Here is a 23,381-nt window from a genome sequence, read left to right on the forward strand (position 1 = left end):
CTAGTAAAAAATTAGTTTAAGAAATTAATTTATAAAGAATTAATTTCAATCATAATTGTGAATTTTGCATTGTGAGTTGTGGATTAAAGTATGCAACAGTTTAACTATATTAGCTATACATTAACTTTTTAGGTAGTTTATCTATAGTATGCTGATTAGTTAATTTTTAAAGATAACTAATTTTTATTTTTAAATTTACCTATTAATTTTAGTTACTTCTACACCTTTATAATAATGACTTAATATTTGTTTATAATCTTTACCATCTTTAGCCATAGCGTTTGCACCCCACTGACTCATACCTACACCATGTCCAAAACCGCTGCAGCTTATTTCTAATTCACTATCTAAAAAATTCAAATTAAAATTAGCGGAATTTAAATTATATAAGGCTCTAAATTTAGTTCCTGCTATAACGGTATCTCCTAACTTTATTTCCTTGACACTTCCCCCCTCAGTTCGTCCTAGTATTTTAATTTGACTTTTAATATTGCTTACTACCATATTGGCATTATATTCATTATTCACTTTATCTACTAACTGGCCATAAGGTACTTTCACAGTGCTTTTATATCTAGGTGCCTGTTCCTCGCCTTCACTTTCAACACTTCTTAAATATGGAAGAGCATTAACAAATACATCCTCGGAATTTTCTGTTCTTCCACTACTAGTTGAAAAATAATATGCGCCTCTTGCTAATTCATTATTATAAGTAATAACTTGACCTTCTGTTGCTTTCACAATTTCCTCAACTTTCTTCCAATTTTCATTTGCCGAATCTCCCCAAAGTTCCATTCTTTTTTCCTTATTCATATAAACTTGACAATGAATAGTATCACAAAGATCTGCCCCATTTCCTTTTGAGCATCCTCCTCCTAATACTTTAGTATGTGCGATGGTATATGTTCTTGCAGCTACTGCTTGTGCCTTTAAAGCCTCTACTTCAAAATTTATAGGCATTTCACTACTGATTACTCCTTTTATATACTCTTCTAATGGTAGTTCTACAACTCTATTCTCTTTACTAAGATAAATTTTTACTACAGGTACGTTAATATTATAAGTAGTTGCTGTCCCCTTTTCACTCTTACCATCCTTTATTTTGACTTCCTGTTCTTTTATTTCGAAGGGATTAGTGGTCTCTTCCTTATTATCTCCTAAAATGAAATAAGTTGATAATAATAAAAATACAAATCCTAAAGCTAAAAATATTAACACTCTAATAATTTGTGAAGCTAAATCCTCAGAGACTATCCCTTTACATTTGTTTATATTTTTATAGTTATTTGTAGATCTCATTTTATTCTCCTCCCACTCAGTATTTCATAAGCTTTAATGTTAATTTGCTATATATGTTTATAATATTGTCATTAAGATATTATTAAAGTTATTAGATATTTATTAATAAATATCTAATAATATAACCACTAATTTATTTTAAAAATTATTATAGTAATATTAAATTTAAAATTGATGTTTACAGTAATATAATTAATACCTTTAAGTAAGAAAATAAAAGAATTTTTTTAAGCAAAATAAGAAGAGACTATGAATAAAATCCATAATCTCTTTTATCTATACTTTAATTCTTTCAATATCTGCTCCAAGTTCTCTCAATTTATTTTCTATAGAAACGTATCCTCTATCTATATGGAATACATCTGAAACTATAGTTTCCCCTTTAGCACAAAGTCCTGCCAATACTAACGCCGCACCTGCACGTAAGTCTGTTGCTTTTATTTCTGCACCTGTGAGAATATCTACGCCTTCTACTACCGCACACCTTCCATCTATTTTAATATTTGCTCCCATTCTTATAAGCTCTCCAACCTGCATAAATCTATTTTCAAATATAGTTTCTGTTATTAGACTAGTTCCTTTTACCGTACATAAGAGGCTCATCATTTGAGACTGCATATCTGTTGGAAACCCTGGATATGGCATAGTTTTTATATCTATAGGTTTCAATATACTATTGCCATCAACAATTAAACTATTACTATCACATTCAATTGTAACTCCCATTTCCTTTAATTTTGCAATAATTGGTTTTAAGCACTCTTCATTAATATTATTTATCTTTATTCTGCTCTTAGTAATAGCAGCGGCTATCATAAACGTTCCTGCCTCAATTCTATCAAATATAGGCGTGTGACTTACTCCATCTAATGCATCTACACCTTTTATTATTATGGTGTCTGTTCCTTCCCCTTGGATATCTGCACCCATTTTTCTTAGGAAAGTAGCTAAGTCAACAATTTCTGGTTCTTCCGCTGCGTTTTCAATAATGGTTTCTCCCTCTGCTAAAACCGCCGCCATCATTATATTTTCTGTTGCTCCTACAGAAGGAAAATCTAAATATATTTTTTTGCCTATTAGCTTTCTTGCCGTAGCCTCTACATATCCATGACCCATAGTAATATCCGCTCCTAAGGCCGATAATCCTTTCAAGTGTAAATCTATAGGTCTTGATCCTATATTACATCCTCCTGGAAGAGAAATTTTAAACCTTCCAAATCGTCCAATCATTGCTCCCATTATTAAAAAGGAAGCTCTCATCTTTCTCACTAATTCATGATCAACATTACTATCATTTAATCTTGAAGTATTTATTGTTACAATATTACTTTTGGAATCTATATCTACGTCTGCATAAAGTGACCTTAACACATCGCAAAGCACATAAACATCTTCTAGCATAGGTGCATTTTTCAAAGTACACTGTCCGCCGCTTAATATGGTCGCTGCTAATATAGGCAACACTGAATTTTTAGCTGAACTTATGTTCACTTCTCCTCTTAATGTTTTACCACCTTTTAAAATAAATTTATCCATGTTAATCCTCCATCAATAGTGCTGATTTAAAACGCTAAGGTTATTTCTGGGGTACCCATAATTAAATAATTACCTGAAGAGTATCTTACAACAGCAAATTGGAAGTCTATTAATTCATTATTTACTCTTTTAGCAACATAATTTTTAGTATTACAAATAGTGCTATAACCATTATTCAATTTTACAGTATTTAAACCTATAGCTTTCTTGTTTTCTAAAGCGTTTATTATACTATAATTAATAGTTTTCAAATTCTTTTCTTCAAGCATAGACTTAACTTGACGATAATATTGTACATTATAAGCATGTTCTGATAATACTTTATCTAATACCCCTTTTAAATCTTCTAATTTATTTTCATTGGTCTTTTCTACTAAATTTATAGTTATTAAAGTTTCGTCTTTATAGCAAGTTTTCTCAATATAACCATAAATCTTATCAAACTTAAATTCTCTATAATTAGAGTTATCATATATTGTTTTCTCTTCTATTGAAGTTGTGTATTCTCTTAATAATAGTAACAAGTTTTCATAGTAGTAATCATAGTTTTTATCTGCCTTAAAGGTGGTCGTAATAGAAACTTCCACTATATTACTATTTGTTGTAGATAAGATTTCATTAAATACGTCTGTCCTCTCTTTAGCCTGAAAGAAAAATATATTAAAATTAATTATAACTATAGTCATTATCAAAAAAATTACTGCTCTTTTTCTCTTAATCATATCAATTCCCCCATTCACTTAAATTATTGACTTGGGTATAAAATTTTATTCCCTTATTCAGGAAAATAATAAATTATCCCTCCTCAACTAAGAAGAGGGTTAATAATTAGGGAATTGATATATTATATATTATTAATATATAACCAAAGCATCAAAATTGTGCATTATTGTTTAATAATGTAGAAAAATAAAAAAATATTATTAATTATCATAACTTTTCACATATATAATTAAAGATTTAAGATAATAAATATTATAAAAATTAAATATAATACTATTTTAAGTTTAAAGAAAATCTCAAAATATATTTATCAATTACATAAAAAAAGAAAAGTGACTAGGCACTTTTCCTAAAAATCATAATAAAAATCCATAATTGTAGCTTTATTTAATACTAATTAAATAACGAAGAAAAAGTAGAAACATTTTTTAATAGTTTAATGGCAGTATTTAAATCAATATACTTCTCTCCATCTAATTCTATGCTATTATTCATAAACTGCTTTACTGCTTCCTCATACTCGTATTCAATATTAACTACAGAAGAATCCGGCACTTTAATTCTATTATTCTCCATTTTCCTCTTCCTTTCTAAGATAATATATACATAGTATGTATTAAAGTAGAAATTTTTATCCTTAAATATATATTTCCTAGGAAATCGACAAGATTATACATTTTATATTTAACACATTGTCTAATAAAAAAGATATCTTTTTCAAAGTTCTTTTAACCGCAATTTAAGCCTTCTCTAAAAATAGCTAGTTAAAAATTCTAAAGATATTTATATTAGACAAAAAATAAGCTTCCACAAATAGTAATACTATCTGTGGAAGCTTACATTTCAGTATTTATATACAATATATCAAAATACTGATTAATTATTTTATTGAAGATATTTTAAGTCTCATTAAAGATCTTCTAAGAGCTCTTTCTGCTCTTTTAATGTCTATATTATCTTTATTTTTTAACCGTTCTTCTGCTCTTTCTTTAGCAGCTTTAGCTCTTTCTTCATCTATGTCTTCTGGCCACTCAGCCACACTACATAACATTGTCACTACATTATTTTTTACTTTTATAACTCCGTTAGATGTAAAGCCATGAAATTCTCTATCATTTATATCTTGAAAGGTAGTTATAGTTGGTACTAAGTCAGATGCCATAGATATATGGTTAGGAAGTATTCCAAATCTTCCTTCACTACTTTCTGAGTTTAATTTCACAACTTCACCTTTATAAAATTCTTTATCTGGAGTCATTATTATAAGTTTGAAACTCTTCTCCATAGCTTTCCTCTTTCATAAATTTTATTCTAAAGTTTTAGCCTTTTCTACTGCTTCGTCAATAGTTCCAACGAATAAAAATGCAGATTCAGGTAACCCATCATGTTTACCTTCTAGGATTTCCTTAAAACCTCTTATAGTATCCTTTATAGGCACATATTTACCTTTAATTCCTGTAAACTGTTCTCCTACAGTAAATGGTTGAGACAAAAATCTCTGAATTTTTCTTGCTCTACCAACTACAAGTTTATCTTCTTCTGAAAGCTCATCTACTCCTAATATAGCAATTATATCTTGAAGTTCTTTATATCTTTCTAATATATGTTTAACATTAGTAGCTACCTCATAATGTTCTTCTCCAACAATTCTAGGATCAAGCATTCTTGAGCTTGATTCCAGCGGATCTACTGCTGGATATATTCCTAGCTCAACTATGGATCTTGAAAGAACTGTTGTTGCATCTAAGTGTGAAAATGTTGTTGCTGGTGCTGGGTCTGTTAAGTCGTCTGCTGGAACATATACTGCTTGAACAGAAGTTATAGAACCGTTTTTAGTAGAGGTAATTCTCTCCTGAAGTGCTCCCATTTCCGTAGCAAGTGTTGGTTGATATCCAACAGCACTTGGAATCCTTCCAAGTAATGCTGAAACCTCAGAGCCTGCTTGTGTAAATCTAAATATATTATCTATAAATAACAAAACATCCTGACCTTGATCTCTAAAGTATTCAGACATTGTAAGACCTGTCAACGCAACTCTCATTCTCGCTCCAGGCGGTTCATTCATCTGCCCAAAAACTAAAGCTGTCTTGTTAATAACTCCAGATTCCTTCATTTCGTTATAAAGGTCATTACCTTCTCTTGTTCTTTCTCCAACACCAGTGAAAACAGAAAGTCCACCGTGTTCTTTTGCAATATTATTTATAAGCTCTTGAATCAATACAGTTTTTCCTACTCCTGCACCACCAAATAGGCCTATTTTTCCTCCACGTTGGTATGGTGCTATAAGGTCAATAACCTTAATTCCAGTTTCAAAAACCTCAGGTTCTACAGATTGTTCTTCAAAGGAAGGTGCTGGTCTGTGAATTGTGTAATAGCTTTCTCCATTAAATTCACCTTGATCATCAATTGGCTTTCCTAGTACATTAAAAAGTCTTCCAAGTACAGGGTTACCTACAGGGATTGCAATTGCTCTTCCTGTATCTACTGCCTTAACTCCTCTTTTTAAACCTTCTGTGCTTTCCATCGCTATAGTTCTTACTATATCATCACCTATATGTTGTTCAACTTCTGCAATTATAGTTTTACCATCCATTTTTATTTCTATAGCATTGTATATATTTGGAAGTGATCCTGATTCAAACTTTATATCTATAACAGGTCCTATAATTTGTACGACCTTTCCTATTCGCTGTGACATATTACCCCTCCAAATTCATCAGTCTTTTTAAAATTATTCTTGTGCCTGTGCTCCACCTACTATTTCTGAAAGCTCTTGAGTTATGGCACTTTGCCTTATTCTATTATACTTTAAGTTAAGTTCATCCAATAAGGTATCTGAATTACGAGTTGCTCCATCCATAGCTTCCATTCTGTAACTTTGTTCACAAACCTTAGAATGAAGCATAGAATTTAGCACTTTTCCATTTAAATATAAATCTATTACATTTTCAGTTAAAGTTTCTGAATTAGTGTTAAACTCCAAAGTTCCATTAGAATGAGTAAAATTCTCCATATTAATTGGCAGTATTTTTTCCATTCTAACCTGTTTTTTGAGTTGAGAAATAAACTCTGTATAAACAATATGAACTTCTGAAACTTCTCCTTTTCTGTATAAATCAAAGGCATGATTGTATATAGCTGAGGATTCTTTAACTGTAGGTACATCACCTACGTCAACATATTCTGCCACTGTGTCAACCTTATATCTATTGAACAATGTTTTTCCTCTTGCTCCTACAACTAGTACTAAACTATCTTCTCTATTATTTTCAATTTCATCTATAACATAATTTACTATAGAACCATTAAAGGAACCACATAAACCCATATCAGAAGTAAGTACAATATATAATTTTTTAGAACTATTGTTTTTGACGGTGTAAATACTCTCATCTTCATAGCTTTTTAAAACCTCATTATATACTTCTTCACACTCTTTAAAATAGTAGTTATTAGCGGACAATTTTTGTCTCGTCTTTTTAAGCTTTGAGGTAGCAACTAGTCCTAATGCCTTTGTAATTTTCCTAGTGTTTTTTATAGATTTAATTCTTCTCTTAATTACTATAAGTCCTGTTGCACTCATTTTCTACACCCCTATAGTTCTAATGAGAATTCACTTTTAAACTCTTCTATAGCAGCTACAAGTTTATCCTCAATTTCTTTATCTAATTCTTTTCTTTTTAATATAAGTTCTCCAACTTCCTTATAATGTGTACTCATAAATTCTAAGAAATCTCTTTCAAAATCCTTAATTTTAGATACAGGTATATCCATTAGATGTCCATGAACACCTGCATATAAAATCATAATTTGCTTTTCAACTGGCATAGGAACGTATTGATCTTGCTTTAGTATTTCAACTAATCTTCTACCTTTTTCAAGTCTTCTTTTAGTTTCTTTATCAAGATCAGAGCCAAATTGAGCAAAAGATGCTAACTCTCTATATTGAGCAAGTTCTAATCTTAACGTTCCTGATACTTGCTTCATAGCTTTTATCTGAGCATTTCCTCCTACCCTAGAAACTGATATACCTGCATTAACTGCTGGTCTCTGTCCTGAGTAAAATAGCTCTGTTTCTAAGAAAATCTGACCATCAGTAATAGAAATGACATTAGTAGGTATATATGCTGTAACATCACCTGCTAAAGTTTCTATTATTGGAAGAGCTGTTAATGACCCTCCACCTAACTTATCAGAAAGTTTTGCAGCTCTTTCTAATAATCTTGAATGTAAATAGAAAACATCTCCTGGATAGGCTTCTCTTCCTGGTGGTCTTCTAAGTAGTAATGCCATTGTTCTATAAGCAACAGCGTGCTTAGATAAGTCATCATATACCACTAAAACGTCTTTACCTTTATTCATGAAATACTCACCCATACTACAACCTGCAAAAGGTGCTAAATATTGTAGTGGTGCTGATTGTGAAGCAGTAGAAGCTACTACAATTGTATAATCTAATGCACCCATTTCTTTTAAAGTGTTAACTATATGTGCAACCGTTGATTGTTTTTGACCTATTGCAACATAAATACAAATAACATCTTTACCTTTTTGATTTAATATTGCATCTAAAGCTAAAGCTGTTTTTCCTGTTTGTCTATCTCCTATAATTAACTCTCTCTGACCTTTTCCTATCGGAATCATTGAGTCAATTGCCTTAATACCTGTTTGTAATGGTTGTTTAACTGATTGACGCTCAATAACACCTGGCGCATTTACTTCAACTGGTCTAAATTCTGTTGTATTTATTGGTCCCTTACCATCAATAGGCATTCCTAATGAATCTACAACTCTACCTATCAGTTCTTCACCTACTGGTACTTCTACAATCTTACCAGTTCTGTGTACTATATCGCCTTCCTTGATTCCTTTTTCTGAACCAAGTAAAACACACCCTACATTGTCTTGCTCTAAATTTAGAGCCATACCATATACTTTATTAGAGAATTCTAAAAGCTCTCCCTCTAAACAATCATCTAATCCATATACTCTAGCTATACCATCACCTATTTGAATTATGGTGCCTGCATCTACGGTATTAATCTTATTTTCGTATTTATCTAATTCTTTTTTTAGAAGAGCTGTTATCTCTCCTGGTTTAATATGCATTATTTCACCTCAATCCTATATAAAGACATATCTACTTTTAATGTACGGATTGTCTCATATTCTTTATCTTACCTTTAACGGTACCGTCTATTATATCTTCTCCTATTTTGATATAAACTCCACCTAAAATATTTTCATCAATAACTTCTCTTATAACAACATTAACGCTATAGAATTCTGACAATCTCTTTTCTAGGTCTTTTCTTTGAGTATCATTTAAAGAAGTTGCTGTTCTAACTTCAGCCTCAATAGTTTTCTTTTTATTATCATAGTTTCTTAATTTTTGTTGTTCGTCTATACTTTCATCAAGTTCTTCAAAACTTCTGTCTGATAATGGTCCTTTAAATAAAATTCCTCTATGCTTAAAGTTACTAAGCTTTCCTTTTACTGTAGCATCAATTACATCCTCACCTACAGTTACATGAATTCCACCTAAAATACTACTATCTATAACTTCCTCAATAACGAACTTTCTTTCATAGAACTTTTCAAGATTAGCTATTAGATTTTTTCTTTGAATTTCAGTAAGTGGATTAACGGTTTTAACTATTCCTGTTAATACTTTAAACTTATCTTCCAAATAAACTTTATCTGTTCTCTTTTCTTCCATAAGTCCTTTCATTGCTTCAAATCTATTCCTTACAGTTCCATCTATAACGTCATCTCCAACTTTTATAAACATACCGCCTAATAAATTTTCATCAACTTTTTCTGAAATTACAATCTCTTTATTATATTTTTTTTCTAGTTTTTCTTTTAAACTTAATTTTTGTTCATCACTTAGTTTTACAGCAGTTCTAACTTCAGCTTCAATCATATTATGACGTTCAAAATAAATAAGTCTCATTTGGTTATATTTTTCTTTTAAATATAATATTCTATCTTTCTCAATTAATAAAATTAAGAAATCCAAAAGCTCCTCACTAACTTGATCTTTAAAAAGTTTTGTGAAAATTTCCTTTTTAGCTGCTCTGTGTATTTGAGGATGTTCTATTATTTTAATAAGTTCATCACCAGTTTCCATACTTTCGACAATGATACTTAGGTCCTCTAAAGTTTGTTCTAAAGTTCCTCGCTTTTCACAAACATCATATAATGCTAATGCGTATCTTCTGTCTAGAAATTCATACATTTTAATTACCTACCTTGGAGATAAACTCATCAATAAGTCTTTTATGCTCATCCTCATCAATTTTCTTCTCTAATGCTTTCTCAGCTAAAACTAAAGATAAATCAATAACTTGTGATTTAATTTCACCTTCAGCTTTACGTTTTTCTCTTTCAATGTCCTGCTTAGCCCTTGCACGAACTATATCTGCTTCTTTTTTAGCTTCTTCAATCATTTCGTCATAAACTCTTTCAGCCTTAACCTTATAAGTTTCTATTAGCTTCTGACCATCTTCTCTATATCTCTTAATTTTTTCTTCTTGCTCTGCTTTTAAGCTTTCGACTCTACTTTCTTCAAGCTTAGCCTTTGCAAAAGAGCCCTCAACTTCTTGCTTCCTTGATTCTATCATTTCCATTGTTGGCTTAAAAACAAATTTTCTTAGTATAAAAAAGAATATAAAAAAGTTTATTGTTCCAGCTAAAACTATACTTAAATTTATATCCATATAAAATCCTGGTTCTATATCCTAGACCAGGATTTTCACCTACCCTTCTTAATAAATTTTTAGCCTTTTACGCCAAATAGAACTAGTAATAATCCTATAAGGAAACCATATATAGCTGTAACTTCTGAGAAAGCTCCCCCTATGATTAATGCGTTCATTATTTTTCCGCTTGCATCTGGTTGTTTTGCTATACTTTCAACAGCTTTAGCAGTTGCGTTTCCTGTTCCTATACCTCCACCAATAACTGATAATGCTGCTATTCCAGCACCTACTGCTGACATACCTGCTATAAATGCACCTGAATCTATATTCATAATTAAAATCCTCCTTAAAATACTTTAATTTATTTATAATTTTTTAGTGTTCTGATGTTATCTTGATATGAATCATAGTTAACATTACAAATATTATGGTCTGAATTATCCCATCAAAGAAGTCAAAATAAAAAGCAAAGGGAACTGGAATTCCTATAGTTGCAATAAAATGAATATGACCTAGTGCTTCATATAAAAGCTCCATAACCATTGTTGCAGCAAATACATTACCAAATAATCTTAAACTTAATGATACTGGTAACATTACTCTTTCCAATATATTTATTGGTAATAATAGTGCTATAGGGCTAGCATACCCTTTAAAATACCCTTTTAATCCTAACTTCTTAATTGTATAACCTTGGATTACTAAAAATGTTGTAAGTGCCAACCCTATGGTTACACTCAGCTCTGATGTCGGTGGCTTTAATCCAAACATACCTATCATATTTAATGAAAATATATATAATGCTAATGCTCCAATATAAGGAACAAAGGCTAGTTTATCTTCTCCCATATTTTCACTAACTATTCCACTAAGCTTTTCAATTATTATCTCTATGGCACTTTGAATCTTTCCTGGAATCCTTTTAACTGTCTTACTATAAAGAATAGATAATATTGCTGTTACGCCAATAAAAATCCATTGAATTACTAAACTTAATGTAATATCAAACGGAAACCCAAATATATTTAACGTAAATATAGGTAAAACTTCCTCCATGTAAACACCCCTTTCTTATTGTTTAGCTTTAAAACCATATAATATTAATGAAATAATTTGAGAAGTATATCCAGCAATAAATATGAAAAAGTTAATAGTGCTTCTATTAACTATATAAGCTGCAACTAATGAAACTATAACTATTCTATAAATTTGACTCAGTATTAAAATCATTTTTGACATTGAGTTATTTTCTTTCACCGATATATTTAACACTAAGCTATTTACTAATAAGTTAATTAGTGCAATTCCTATTCCTAACATAAAAAATAAGCAGGCTTTTCCAAATATAAAATATCCTATGGATATAAATATTAATGATAAAATCAAATCAAAGCTTGCTACTTGTTTTAAAAGTGATGTATTCTCATTATACACTTGAAATTCCTCTCTCTATGGGCTTACTAAGATATACGCTCATTAAGCTACAATAAATTATATGCTTAGACATAATATTAATAAACATTGTAATTTGACTAAATTAGCTCGTTTTTGTGAATTGCAGTTCAATATACCTAAATATTTCATTGTGGATATGTTTTACTCTCTTTTAATCTATTTTTCTGAGCCATCAGATATTTCCTTCAATTGTTATTCAATTCTTTAACAACGTGGAATTTTCTGACTGATTAGTTCATAATGGTTATGAATAACGCTTCATAATATAATTCAATAAATTAATAGCTCATTAAAAATTAAACGATTTTATGAATTTATTACTTTTCAAAGTTTCATTTTACTGAAAACTCTATAGACGTTATTGTTTATCACTTTTAATAATATGAATAATCCAAATTGAACTTTATTCATTTTTTATTATATTTATATAGTATTTTGTGAATTAACATCTGAAAATATTCAAGTTTAATCTGCTTTATACTTTTATTTACTCTTATTTTCTCACTAATTCAAAAAAAGTAAAAGCATTAGAATTATGAAAGTTAATTCTAATGCTCTATAATTTTACACATTAATTGGAAAAGTAAGCTTTTAATATATTGCATATTTCAATAGAAGTTTTTCCATTCCCATAAGGATTTGAAAGATTACTCATATGTTCATAAGCATTCTCATCTCTAAGAAGTTTGTTAGCTTCAAAAACAATCGTGTTTATATCTGTTCCTACTAGTTTAATAGTACCTGCCTGTAGTGCTTCTTGTCTTTCGGTAACATTTCTCAATACTAGTACAGGTTTACCTAAATGAGGAGCCTCTTCTTGAATTCCTCCTGAATCTGTCATAATCATATAACATTTATTCATAAGATTATGAGCTTCTTCAGTATCTAATGGATTTAATAAATGTATTCTTTTAATTCCACCTAAATGTTTTTCTACATCTTCTTTAACTATAGGATTTAAATGAACTAAATATATTATTTCTACATCTTCATTTTCATTAACTATTTTTTTTAAAGATGTACATATATTTTCTATTCCTTCTCCCCAATTTTCCCTTCTATGGGCAGTTACCATAATTACCTTTTTATTTTCAAAATCAATGCTATTTAATTCTTCAGTTTTAAATTTATAGCTTTTCTTAACAGTATAATTCATAGCATCAATTACAGTATTACCCGTAACAAAAACACTATCTTCTCTAACATTTTCTCTTAATAAATTTTCTTTTGTAAGATTAGTAGGTGCAAAATGTAAATCTGCTATAGAACCTGCTAACTTTCTATTCATTTCCTCAGGGAAAGGAAAATATTTATTAAAAGTCCTAAGCCCAGCTTCTACATGTCCCACTTTTGTTTTATTATAAAAAGCAGCTAACGAAGCTACAAATGTAGTAGTTGTATCTCCATGTACTAATACTATATGTGGTTTTTCCTTTTGTATAATCTCACCTATACCTTCGAGTGCTCTACAGGTTATTCTACTTAAACTTTGCTTTTCAACCATGATATTTAAGTCATAATCTGGTTTTATAGAGAAAATTTCTAATACCTGATCTAGCATTTCTCTATGTTGTGCAGTTACACATACTATTGAATCAAATTCTTTTCTTTTTTCAAGCTCTTTAACAAGTGGTGCCATTTTAACTGCTTCTGGTCTTGTTCCAAAAACAGACAAGACCTTAATTTTTTCCATAGGTTTCACTCCTTAACTATTGTTCTCCATCAAATAAACCAAGTTCCCAAGCTATAAAGGCAATAAAAGTAACTACTGATGCCAATAAAAAATATGCTTTCTTACTGCTTATTTGCATTGCAATTATAGCTATACCACCTAATATTGCACTAATTAAATACATTATTAAAACAACTTGTCTTTGTGTTAAGCCAAGTCCTAATAATCTATGGTGAAGATGTCCTTTATCTCCTTGCATTATAGGTTTACCATTTACCTTTCTTCTTATCATGGCAAATAGTGTATCGTAAATTGGAAGACCTAAGGCTAAAAGTGGAACAGCTATAACCAAAGCTGTAGCAGATTTAATTGCTCCATCGATAGAAATAGCAGCTAATAAAAATCCTAAAAGCTGTGAACCTGTATCTCCCATAAATATACTTGCAGGATTAAAATTATAAGGTAAGAATCCAATAATTGCGCCACTTAATATAGCAGTTAAAAAAGCTGCATCTACTCTTCCATTTATGATAGAAACTATAAATAAAGTTACAGAAGATATAAATCCTACTCCAGCAGCTAAACCGTCAACTCCATCTATTAAATTAAAAGCATTTGTTATACCTATAACCCAAATAATAGTTAATGGAATTCCTAACAACCCTAGATTTAAAAAGCTACCTCCACTATTTAATGGATTTGTAACTAATGTTATCTTAAGCCCAAATACTATTAAAATAATTGCTGCTACTATTTGAAAAACTAACTTATATTTTGGTCTTAATTCTTTAATATCATCAATTATTCCACCAATTACAATTACAGTAGCACCAATAAGAAGTCCTAAATCTTGAATAGAAAAATTACTTATGTTTAGAACTACTCCTACGATAAAAGCAATATAAATTGCTACTCCACCCATAAGAGGAGTAGGCTTGTTATGTATTCTTCTTGAATCACTTGGAATATCTATTGCCTTTAACTTAATGGCTAATTTTCTAACTAATGGTGTTACTACTCCTGATATAATTGCTGTAATAATCACCAATAAAACTATACTATCCATATAAAACCTTCCTATGAAATTTTATTCGCTTTAGTTTCTAAACTAAAATAATGTTGTTTAATGTTACAACTACTAAAACTCAATAATTTACATAATTATAATTAAGTATTATTTTTTTAAATTTATTAATTAAGTCCATACTTATAATAATAAATATAAATGCTCATTAGTTAACTCAATTCCTAACTAACTAAAAAAATATATTTTTGTTATTTAAATACGAAACTTTTTCTAAAATATTATCTTAGTTTTAATATCCTTCTTCTTCTGTAAGAGAGTCATCATTTTCAATCCATTTGTTAACATACACTTCCCTATAATCTGTCTTGCTATCTCTTATTATAACCTTTTCTATACCAGCGTTTATTATAAATCTTTTACAAAGTGCACAAGGAGATGCATTTTCAACTAAATTTCCCGTAGATTGCTCTTTTCCCACTAGATACAACGTTGATCCTATCATATCATGTCGTCTTGCAGAAATTATGGCATTTTGTTCTGCATGAACTGATCTACAGAGCTCATACCTAGTTCCCCTAGGAACTTTTAATTCTTCTCTTCTACAAACACCAATATCACTACAATTTTTTCTTCCACGAGGTGCTCCTGAATATCCGGTAGCCATTATCTCATCGTTTTTTACTATCAACGCTGCAAAGTTTCTTCTTAAACAAGTTCCTCTCTCCAAAACTGTTTCACATATATCTAAATAATAATTATGTTTATCTATTCGCTTCATAAAATCCCCTCAAAAATTAATATGTATTCTACCTTATTATATAAAAAAACTATAATAAAGTCACGTATTTTCAGTTTTCATCTTAAATCGCTATAATATTAACTACTTTTAATTCACTATTAAACGCTAAATAGAATTTCATAAATTATTTTAGTTAATTGATTTTATTTAATAATATTTTGTAAGTAATCTCAAAAATCTTATGAAATAAAAATAAAGTAAACACTATGAATCATAAATAGGCTTTATTAACATTTGTCTAAATGTGTAATTTGTAGTAAAATAATTTATATGTAAATTATGTAAATACCTTTGAAGTTTAATATAATATAAAATATAATTAACTAAATACTTATAAAATTGCAGAGGTGTATTATGGATTATATAATAAAAGCACTTAAAAAATGCATTCTTTTTAAAAACTTATCAGAAGAAGAAATTAAAAAAACTCTATCCACAGCCAGATATACTATATATAATCAATGTAAAAATTGTGTTAATTGCAAAACTTGTGTTTTAGCACTTGAGGGTGATGATTGTACTTCCTTAGGTATTGTACTTGAAGGAACAATAGAAATTCAAAAGCAATATCCTAATGGTAAAATAGTATCACTTAGTACATTAAAAACAGGAAATATATTTGGGGAAGCCATTGTTTTTTCTACACATCATAAATATCCTGCTACGATTATCAGTAATAAAAACTCAATAGTTATGTATATTTTAAAAGAAGATATCATATCAATGTGTAGTGGCAATACATTAATTTTAAACAATTTCATGGAGCTTCTATCTAGTAAGATACTTAATTTAAATAAAAAAATCACTGAACTATCTTTAGAAACTTTAAGACAAAAGCTTTGTTTCTACCTATTACAAGAATATAAAAAACAAAAAAACTTAAAATTAACTATTCCTATGTCTAAAAAAAGTTTATCAGAATATTTTGGTGTCCAACGACCTTCTCTTTCGAGAGAATTAATTAATATGAAAAATGATAAATTAATTAATTCTAACAAGAATATCATAGAAATTTTAGACTTAGATAGACTTCAACAATATATTGATATATATTAATTATTAGCTAAAGCTTTATATTTCAACAAGTTATCACTTCAACTTAAAAATTTCTAAAAATTTCGTTAAAAAATAATAATTTTCTCTTGATAATTATTATCCGATAGTATATAATAAATTTGTAAGGAAGATTAAAACAATTAAACAAAATAATTCATTAAATTAGTAAATCATATTACACTATAAACTAAAAAATATTTTTATTTATTATTAAGGAGGATTTTTTTATTATGAAAAAGTTTGTTTGTACAGTATGTGGATATATTCACGAAGGAGATTCAGCACCAGAGTTTTGCCCAATTTGTAAAGCGCCAGCTGACAAATTTATAGAAAAAGTTGAAGGACAAATGGCTTGGGCTGATGAGCATAGAATAGGAATAGCTAAGGACGTAGATCCAGAAGTTATAGAAGGATTAAGAGCTAACTTTGTAGGAGAATGTACAGAGGTTGGAATGTACTTAGCAATGAGCCGTCAAGCTGATAGAGAAGGATATCCAGAAGTTGCTGAAGCTTATAAAAGAATAGCTTGGGAAGAAGCAGAACACGCTTCTAAATTTGCTGAATTATTAGGAGAAGTTGTAGTTGCTGATACAAAAGCTAACCTACAAGCAAGAGTTGATGCTGAGCATGGAGCTTGCCAAGGTAAAAAAGATTTAGCTACATTAGCTAAGAATTTAAACTTAGATGCAATACATGATACAGTTCATGAAATGTGTAAAGATGAAGCTAGACATGGAGCTGCATTCAACGGATTATTAAACAGATATTTTGGAAAATAATAAATAAAATAAATTATATTAATATAGGCTATAGCATACTCTATAGCCTTTCATTCCCTATCCCGTAAGAAAAAGCATGGTAATCCATGCTTTTTTTATTAAAATAAGTATTTTGTTTTTATTATGCTTTTAGTTAATAACTATATACATAGGCATAAATTATCTATTTCTCTTTTAAATTTTTCTATAAGCAAAAGGTATCTGATATCTCTCACTTAAATCATTTTTATTGGTAAAAATAATGTATCCCTCATAATAACCTAATGCTGAATTTTCAGGTACAGTTATCCTAACAGTAATTAATTTACTGTTCATACTATCTATAGTTACACTCTCATTAATATCAATTGTCACATTATTTTCAATAGCATTATTTCCTATTTGGCTCTTTAAATATTTAACATCTATCTTAAAATCCTTATTTAATACTGAATTATTACTTATTTTAAGACTTTTAGTTTTCACTATTTGATTACTCGTATTTTCATTAAAATTTAAACAGGATGTTATATTATCTATCTCTATTTTTTCGTAGTTTTTATTTAAAGAGGCTGTCTTATCTAAAACTTGAAATTTAACTTTTGAATATACTGCTTCGTAAGCATCTATCATTCCTGCTCCAATTTCATATACACTATAATCATATTCTAAGTCATCAGCAGTATTCATTAAAGCTGATTTTATATCAGAAGGACTATAGCCCTTATTCTTCTCTAATATTAAAGCAACAACTCCAGTTACATAGGCAGTTGCCATAGAAGTACCTGATTGCCTTTCATATGCTTTATCATAATTTCCTATTCCTTCTTCTCCTTTAAAATAGCTAGGTACAGAAGATAGTATGTTAGCTCCTGGTGCAATTATTTCAGGTTTTATTATATACGTTTCATTCACTGGTCCACGAGAGCTAAAATCTAATAATACTCCTTTAGTTATTTCTAATTCAGAAAAACTATTAATTTTAAATTGTATTTCTCTTTCTTTAAGTGTAGATAAAATAGCTTGTCCTTCTTTAAACGGCAAAGTAAATACAGTAGGATAATCTTTATGCTCTCCAAAGTACATAGGTATATATCCTTGTTCTTCATTATCATTAATTACTATAATAAAAACCGCTCCTTTTTCTTTTGCATTTTTTCCTTTTTCCAGTAAAGGATTTTTTCCTCTACTGACCAAAGCTATAGAATCATTTAGTTTCTTATCTTTAAAATCTTCTTTCATTCCATATCCACAATAAATAACTTTAAGATCCCTATTATTATAAAGCTGTAAATTTTGCATTTTATCTTTTAGTAATAATCTTAAAGTATAACTTTCATCTAAGGAACTAGAATTTCCTTTTATAGTAGGTATTATCATATGATTATTACTAGCACCTACAGTTATTCCTAAGGAAGCTGTTCCCGGTGTAGATATTGTATATGGCTCTGAACCATTATTTCCTGATGCCGCTACTACCATAACTCCTAAATTCATCGCATTGTTTATAGCTATCGATGTAGGATATAGTGGATCATTTACATCTATTCCTAGTGATAAATTTAAAATATCCATACCATCCTCAACAGCCTTTTCTACTCCGCTTATAATACTCTCCATAGTCCCAATTCCATAAGGCCCTAAAACTCTATATACATATATCTCCGCTTCAGGTGCTACTCCTAAGGCCCCTAAGCTACTATTTCCTTCAATACCTTGTCCAGCTATTATTCCTGCTACATGAGTACCATGAGTAGTGTAATAAGTACTCTCGCCCTTTTCATCATATTCAGGCGCTTTAGAATTTTTCCACTGTTCATATGTAGTCTCCATAGGATCATTATCCTTATCAATAAAATCATATCCACCTTTATAAACATCTTTTATTGCTGGATGATTATAATCAATTCCCGTATCTAAAATTCCTATCTTTATATTTTTTCCTTTAATCCCTTCTTCATGTAATTTATCAATATTCTTTAAAGGCACTGAACTAATTAGCTTTGAATTTTCACTCAAATTTGCTTCAGCTTTAATAGGTTTTATTTTTACTTCACAATCACTATAGATACTCTTAATCATAGGTATTTTCGACAATTCTTCTATCTTATTAGCGGAAATACTTACTGCTGCTCCATTAAATACCTTTTCATAAGAATTTGTAACTTGAACCTCAGGAATTTTCTTTTTATTAACTTCTTTAATGAAATCTTCATTAGCCTCATCATTTTTAAAGTTACTAATAGTACTTCTATATTCATACGGATTTTTTTCATCAAACTGAACAATCACTTTTACTTTCTCATTACTATTTAAATTTATATCCTCATCTAACTTTAGTACTTCTTCAGCTGATTCTGCATTGTTATTTAACGTCTCCCAATATTCTTGTGCCATTATTATTTTGCTACCACTTAAAGTAATAATAAAAGTAGTGCAAATAAATATAGCTAACAATTTCTTAAAGTTTCTCTCCTTCACTTTTATCCCCCTTAACCATTTTATTATATATACTCATTCTAAATTTAATATATAGTTCAATATATAGTTCAATATAATTACACCCTTCAGTATTTCAATTCACAATTCACAATTCACAATTCACAATGCAAAATTCACAATTATGGTGGAAATTATTTTTGATCAAAATAATTTCTTTAATGGATTTTTTAACTAGCAATACAATTGCTAGTTTTTCCACCTCTGGGGAACAGCAGTGAAGCCCTTTAGGGTTCCCTTGAGGTGCAGTATAGTTCGGAAGAACACTAGTAAATTTAACTAACACTATGAAGAAACTACAGCTGTTAATTTTTTATAAAAGTGATTGTATCATTTCAAAAAATTATTTCTAAATACATATCGACCTTAGAGCTGGCATATCTATATATATTTGTACTTTAACTGTAAATTACCTTCTTTTTTCAATATAAATCTATTTAATAAATACGTATAGTACTATTCTAATTCATAATATCTATACTTATTTATTTTTATTTTTGATATAGTATAAATGATGATTATAAATTAAGTCTATATTTTCCTATGAAAAATGAACGAGATTAGAAAAAGCTTTTCAAAAGCTGTTTTCTTAATGTTCTCCTACACTTATAGCTTGTATTTTAATGCAAGCTATTTTTTATACAATAAAACAATATATAAAATAATTGAGAATTGACAGTTGATAATTATCATAGAAATTAGTTTTAATCAAACTGATTTCTTTAATAGATTTTTTAATAGATTAATTTTAAATTTCTTAGCCATCGCTAACAAATATTCAAAATTAGTAATTTTGTAACTTATATATCTAAAGATTATCCAGCAATTTATAAATATTTCTTTTAATAATAAAATACAAATTAAAGCCCCGAAATTATATCGGGGCTGTTAGCAGGCATCTGAAAGAAAATAATAAACCAAAGATGTTAGTATATTTTAGGCATATGAAATAAAATAACTAGTCAAAAATGCGAAATATATTTTGCATCAGACAGGTTGACAGATTTTCATGATAGTCTATCTATTATGAAGTTATGACGACGCAGTATAATAGAAAATAGGCTAACATACTGGTTTATTATTTTTTGAAGATGCCTTGGTTATTTAATTAAAAATTTTAATAATACTCCACCATATTCGGCTATTAATGGAGCAAATACTAATGATATTATAGTCATAAGTTTAACTAATATATTCATTGATGGACCTGAAGTATCTTTAAACGGATCTCCTACAGTGTCTCCAACTACTGCTGCCTTATGAGTTTCACTGCCCTTTCCTCCAAAATGTCCTTCCTCAACATATTTCTTAGCATTATCCCAAGCTCCACCAGCGTTAGCCATCATTATAGCCATTAGAACTCCACTGGCAACTGCGCCACTTAGTAATCCTCCTAAAGCCTCTACACCAAATAAAAATCCAGTTAATATAGGAACTACTATAGCTAATACGCCTGGAAGTATCATTTCTCTTAATGCAGCATGAGTTGATATTTCAACACATTTTGAATATTCTGGAGTATTCTTTCCTTCCATTATTCCATCTATTTCTTTAAATTGTCTTCCTACCTCTTTAACCATGTCATTTGCTGCCTTACCTACTGATTCCATTGTTAAAGCACTAAATAAGAATGGAAGCATTACTCCTACAAGTACTCCAACTAAAGTGACTGGATTTAATATATTTATCTCAATAAGCTTAGAAGCTTCTGCAAAAGAAGCAAATAATGCTAGTGATGTTAATGCAGCAGACCCTATAGCAAATCCTTTACCTTTTGCAGCTGTAGTATTTCCTACAGAGTCTAGCTTATCTGTAATTTCTCTAATTTCTTCAGGTAAATCTGACATTTGAGCTATTCCACCTGCATTATCAGCAATTGGACCATAAGCATCAACAGCGACAATAAGCCCAGTTATTGATAACATTCCTACTGCTGAAAGTGCAATTCCATATAGCCCCATTGAACTGTTACTACTTCCATCCATCACAAAGTAAGCTATTAGTATTTCAAGAGCTATTAATAATATTGTTCCCATAGTGGATTTCATACCAACTGCCATACCAGAAATAATGTTAGTTCCTGCTCCGGTTTGTGATTGATCAGCTATTTTTTTTACACTCTTGTAATCCGCTGAAGTATAAACTTCTGTTAATTNNAATCATTCCACTACCAACAGCAAAGAAACTGTTCAGCGTACCAAAAGTCATCTTACTAGCAAATAATGCTCCTATTAAGAACAGTCCACCAGCAATATAAGTACCTGAGTTTAAAGACTTCTGTGGATTTTGACTTTTTGAAACTTTAACATATATGGTCCCTAAAATAGAGGCTACTATACCTAAAGACACTAGAATTATAGGATAAGCTACTCCATTTAAACTATCTTTATAAACCACAGCTCCTAAAGTTATTGCTGAAATAATAGATCCAACATAAGACTCAAATAAGTCAGCTCCCATGCCTGCAACGTCTCCAACGTTATCTCCAACATTATCTGCAATAACTGCTGGATTTCTTGGATCATCTTCTGGTATTCCTGCCTCAACTTTACCAACAATATCTGCACCTACGTCAGCAGCTTTAGTATATATACCCCCGCCGACTCTTGCAAATAATGCTATTGAAGATGCACCTAATCCAAATCCTGTTAATATACTTGTATCTCCATTAAAGACTAAATATATTACTGAAATTCCTAGTGTTCCTAACCCTACAACACTCATTCCCATTACTGCTCCACCAGAGAACGCAATAGATAATGCCTTTCCTATGCCATGCTTTGCTGCTTCTGCAGTTCTCACATTAGCTGATGTGGCTATCTTCATTCCAAAATATCCAGCTAAAATTGAAAATACAGCTCCACAAAGGAAAGATATACCAGTTTGAAAATTTATAAATATGCTAAGTAAAATTACGACTATAACTATAAAAACACTTAAATAAGTATATTCTTTTCTTAAGAAAGCCATTGAGCCCTCTTTTATATAGGATGCTATTTCTGACATCCTTTCATTTCCTTTTTCCTCTTTAACGATTGTTTTACTTAAATAAAATGCGAAAATTATTGCAAGCACTCCGCCTACAATTCCTAATAAATATGCTTGTTCCATAATATCACCCAAATATAATTTTTTAATATTTCATTAAAATACTAAATAAAATTATATTTTTATCCTTTTCCTTTAATTAAATTCCTTCAATTGGACTAATTTATCCCATGATATACAGGATAAATTTTTTAAAATATTTTAAAACCAAAACTTTTTTATTACATAAATATAAATAATGTTATCCATATTTATTATAATTAAAAACATTAAACACTCTCATATCTCAACTACCTCCCCTTAATAATATTAAATTTTCTGAATATAAATTAGAATATTTAAATTTATAATATTATAAATTTTTTAAATATTTTTTTGCTATTAAGTATATTTATTTTGAATTAATATGCAAAATATTATGCTTTAAATGTATAAATTAACTTTAACATAAATGTAAACAATTTCAAATACATTCTATATTAAATTATATTCTTTAAATCCTATTTATGAATTATTTTTTAAAAATATTAAAATAGTACTTAGTTATTTTTGGGGGTTTTTTAAATAATTTAAAATTTTTATATAAAAATTAAATAAAAAACTATGTTAAAAAGTCCCAAATTTGTTGTATTTAAGCCCAACGCGAAAACATTAAACAAAAGTGAAACTTTTATAATAGTTTATTAGAAAAACTATTAAATTTCAATATATAAATTGAAAATTTTTTTAATTCGCTATTTTCAGCATAATTTTTAAATGATAAATCTTTAGTATTTAAATATTAATAATACCCTAAATAAAATAT

The 23,381-nt window shown here is 29.2% G+C and carries 19 protein-coding genes and 1 pseudogene; 2 read left to right on the forward strand and 18 right to left on the reverse strand.

Translation table 11 applies throughout. From position 1 onward, the window contains the following. Positions 1-195: 195 nt before the first annotated feature. The 16 genes from spoIID to B3603_RS07500 form a co-directional block, all read right to left on the reverse strand. The gene (spoIID, locus tag B3603_RS07425) at positions 196-1,299 is read right to left on the reverse strand and encodes a stage II sporulation protein D (RefSeq protein WP_291562667.1); all 1,104 of its coding nucleotides are present in this window, start codon (positions 1,297-1,299) and stop codon (positions 196-198) included. Positions 1,300-1,575: 276 nt separating this feature from the next. After that, entirely contained in the window at positions 1,576-2,835 is a 1,260-nt protein-coding gene (gene murA, locus B3603_RS07430) for a UDP-N-acetylglucosamine 1-carboxyvinyltransferase (RefSeq protein WP_291562669.1), read from the reverse strand. A 26-nt stretch (positions 2,836-2,861) separates the two neighbouring features. Beyond that, entirely contained in the window at positions 2,862-3,557 is a 696-nt protein-coding gene (locus B3603_RS07435) for a hypothetical protein (protein WP_291562671.1), read from the reverse strand. 394 nt (positions 3,558-3,951) lie between these two features. Further along, positions 3,952-4,134, reverse strand: coding sequence for a hypothetical protein (locus B3603_RS07440; RefSeq protein WP_291562673.1), 183 nt, complete (start codon positions 4,132-4,134; stop codon positions 3,952-3,954). Positions 4,135-4,438: 304 nt separating this feature from the next. Continuing rightward, positions 4,439-4,843 (reverse strand): F0F1 ATP synthase subunit epsilon, encoded by a 405-nt coding sequence (locus B3603_RS07445; RefSeq protein ID WP_291562675.1) that lies wholly within the window; start codon positions 4,841-4,843, stop codon positions 4,439-4,441. Between the two features lie 21 nt (positions 4,844-4,864). After that, positions 4,865-6,256: a F0F1 ATP synthase subunit beta gene (gene atpD / locus B3603_RS07450; RefSeq protein WP_291562677.1), complete on the reverse strand. Its 1,392-nt coding sequence runs from the start codon at positions 6,254-6,256 to the stop codon at positions 4,865-4,867. Between the two features lie 33 nt (positions 6,257-6,289). Continuing rightward, positions 6,290-7,141 (reverse strand): ATP synthase F1 subunit gamma, encoded by an 852-nt coding sequence (gene atpG / locus B3603_RS07455; protein ID WP_291562679.1) that lies wholly within the window; start codon positions 7,139-7,141, stop codon positions 6,290-6,292. Positions 7,142-7,152: 11 nt separating this feature from the next. Then, positions 7,153-8,667 carry a F0F1 ATP synthase subunit alpha gene (atpA, locus tag B3603_RS07460; protein ID WP_291562681.1) on the reverse strand — a complete coding sequence of 505 codons (1,515 nt, stop codon included), beginning with the start codon at positions 8,665-8,667 and terminating at the stop codon, positions 7,153-7,155. Positions 8,668-8,704: 37 nt separating this feature from the next. Next, the gene (locus B3603_RS07465) at positions 8,705-9,799 is read right to left on the reverse strand and encodes a F0F1 ATP synthase subunit delta (RefSeq protein ID WP_291562682.1); all 1,095 of its coding nucleotides are present in this window, start codon (positions 9,797-9,799) and stop codon (positions 8,705-8,707) included. Between the two features lies 1 nt (position 9,800). Further along, entirely contained in the window at positions 9,801-10,280 is a 480-nt protein-coding gene (locus tag B3603_RS07470; RefSeq protein ID WP_291562683.1) for a F0F1 ATP synthase subunit B, read from the reverse strand. 59 nt (positions 10,281-10,339) lie between these two features. Next, the gene (gene atpE / locus B3603_RS07475; protein ID WP_039635224.1) at positions 10,340-10,594 is read right to left on the reverse strand and encodes an ATP synthase F0 subunit C; all 255 of its coding nucleotides are present in this window, start codon (positions 10,592-10,594) and stop codon (positions 10,340-10,342) included. A 43-nt stretch (positions 10,595-10,637) separates the two neighbouring features. Further along, entirely contained in the window at positions 10,638-11,318 is a 681-nt protein-coding gene (locus B3603_RS07480; protein WP_039635222.1) for a F0F1 ATP synthase subunit A, read from the reverse strand. A 15-nt stretch (positions 11,319-11,333) separates the two neighbouring features. Then, a complete protein-coding gene (locus tag B3603_RS07485; RefSeq protein WP_291562691.1) occupies positions 11,334-11,696 on the reverse strand; it encodes a hypothetical protein in 363 nt (120 codons plus the stop codon). A gap of 592 nt (positions 11,697-12,288) precedes the next feature. Then, complete coding sequence (gene wecB, locus B3603_RS07490) at positions 12,289-13,410, reverse strand: non-hydrolyzing UDP-N-acetylglucosamine 2-epimerase (RefSeq protein WP_291562694.1); 1,122 nt, start codon at positions 13,408-13,410, stop codon at positions 12,289-12,291. A gap of 16 nt (positions 13,411-13,426) precedes the next feature. After that, on the reverse strand, positions 13,427-14,455 hold the full coding sequence (locus B3603_RS07495; protein ID WP_291562697.1) for an MraY family glycosyltransferase: 1,029 nt from the start codon (positions 14,453-14,455) through the stop codon (positions 13,427-13,429). A 250-nt stretch (positions 14,456-14,705) separates the two neighbouring features. Then, positions 14,706-15,194, reverse strand: a complete 489-nt coding sequence (locus B3603_RS07500) for a deoxycytidylate deaminase (protein ID WP_291562700.1) — start codon at positions 15,192-15,194, stop codon at positions 14,706-14,708. A gap of 375 nt (positions 15,195-15,569) precedes the next feature. Here B3603_RS07500 and B3603_RS07505 point away from each other — a divergent pair, with 375 nt between their 5' ends. Both B3603_RS07505 and B3603_RS07510 read left to right on the forward strand, forming a co-directional pair. Beyond that, positions 15,570-16,271, forward strand: coding sequence for a Crp/Fnr family transcriptional regulator (locus B3603_RS07505; RefSeq protein WP_291562703.1), 702 nt, complete (start codon positions 15,570-15,572; stop codon positions 16,269-16,271). Positions 16,272-16,501: 230 nt separating this feature from the next. Beyond that, entirely contained in the window at positions 16,502-17,050 is a 549-nt protein-coding gene (locus tag B3603_RS07510) for an NADH peroxidase (RefSeq protein ID WP_291562705.1), read from the forward strand. Between the two features lie 174 nt (positions 17,051-17,224). On the opposite strand, the gene B3603_RS07515 is transcribed toward B3603_RS07510, so the two are convergent. Both B3603_RS07515 and B3603_RS07520 read right to left on the reverse strand, forming a co-directional pair. Continuing rightward, positions 17,225-19,510, reverse strand: a complete 2,286-nt coding sequence (locus B3603_RS07515) for a S8 family serine peptidase (RefSeq protein ID WP_291562707.1) — start codon at positions 19,508-19,510, stop codon at positions 17,225-17,227. A 1,118-nt stretch (positions 19,511-20,628) separates the two neighbouring features. Further along, positions 20,629-22,639: pseudogene (locus tag B3603_RS07520) on the reverse strand (sodium-translocating pyrophosphatase). Positions 22,640-23,381: the final 742 nt, after the last annotated feature.

This window comes from Clostridium sp. UBA2485, from assembly GCF_002341865.1.
Taxonomy (GTDB): domain Bacteria; phylum Bacillota; class Clostridia; order Clostridiales; family Clostridiaceae; genus Clostridium_J.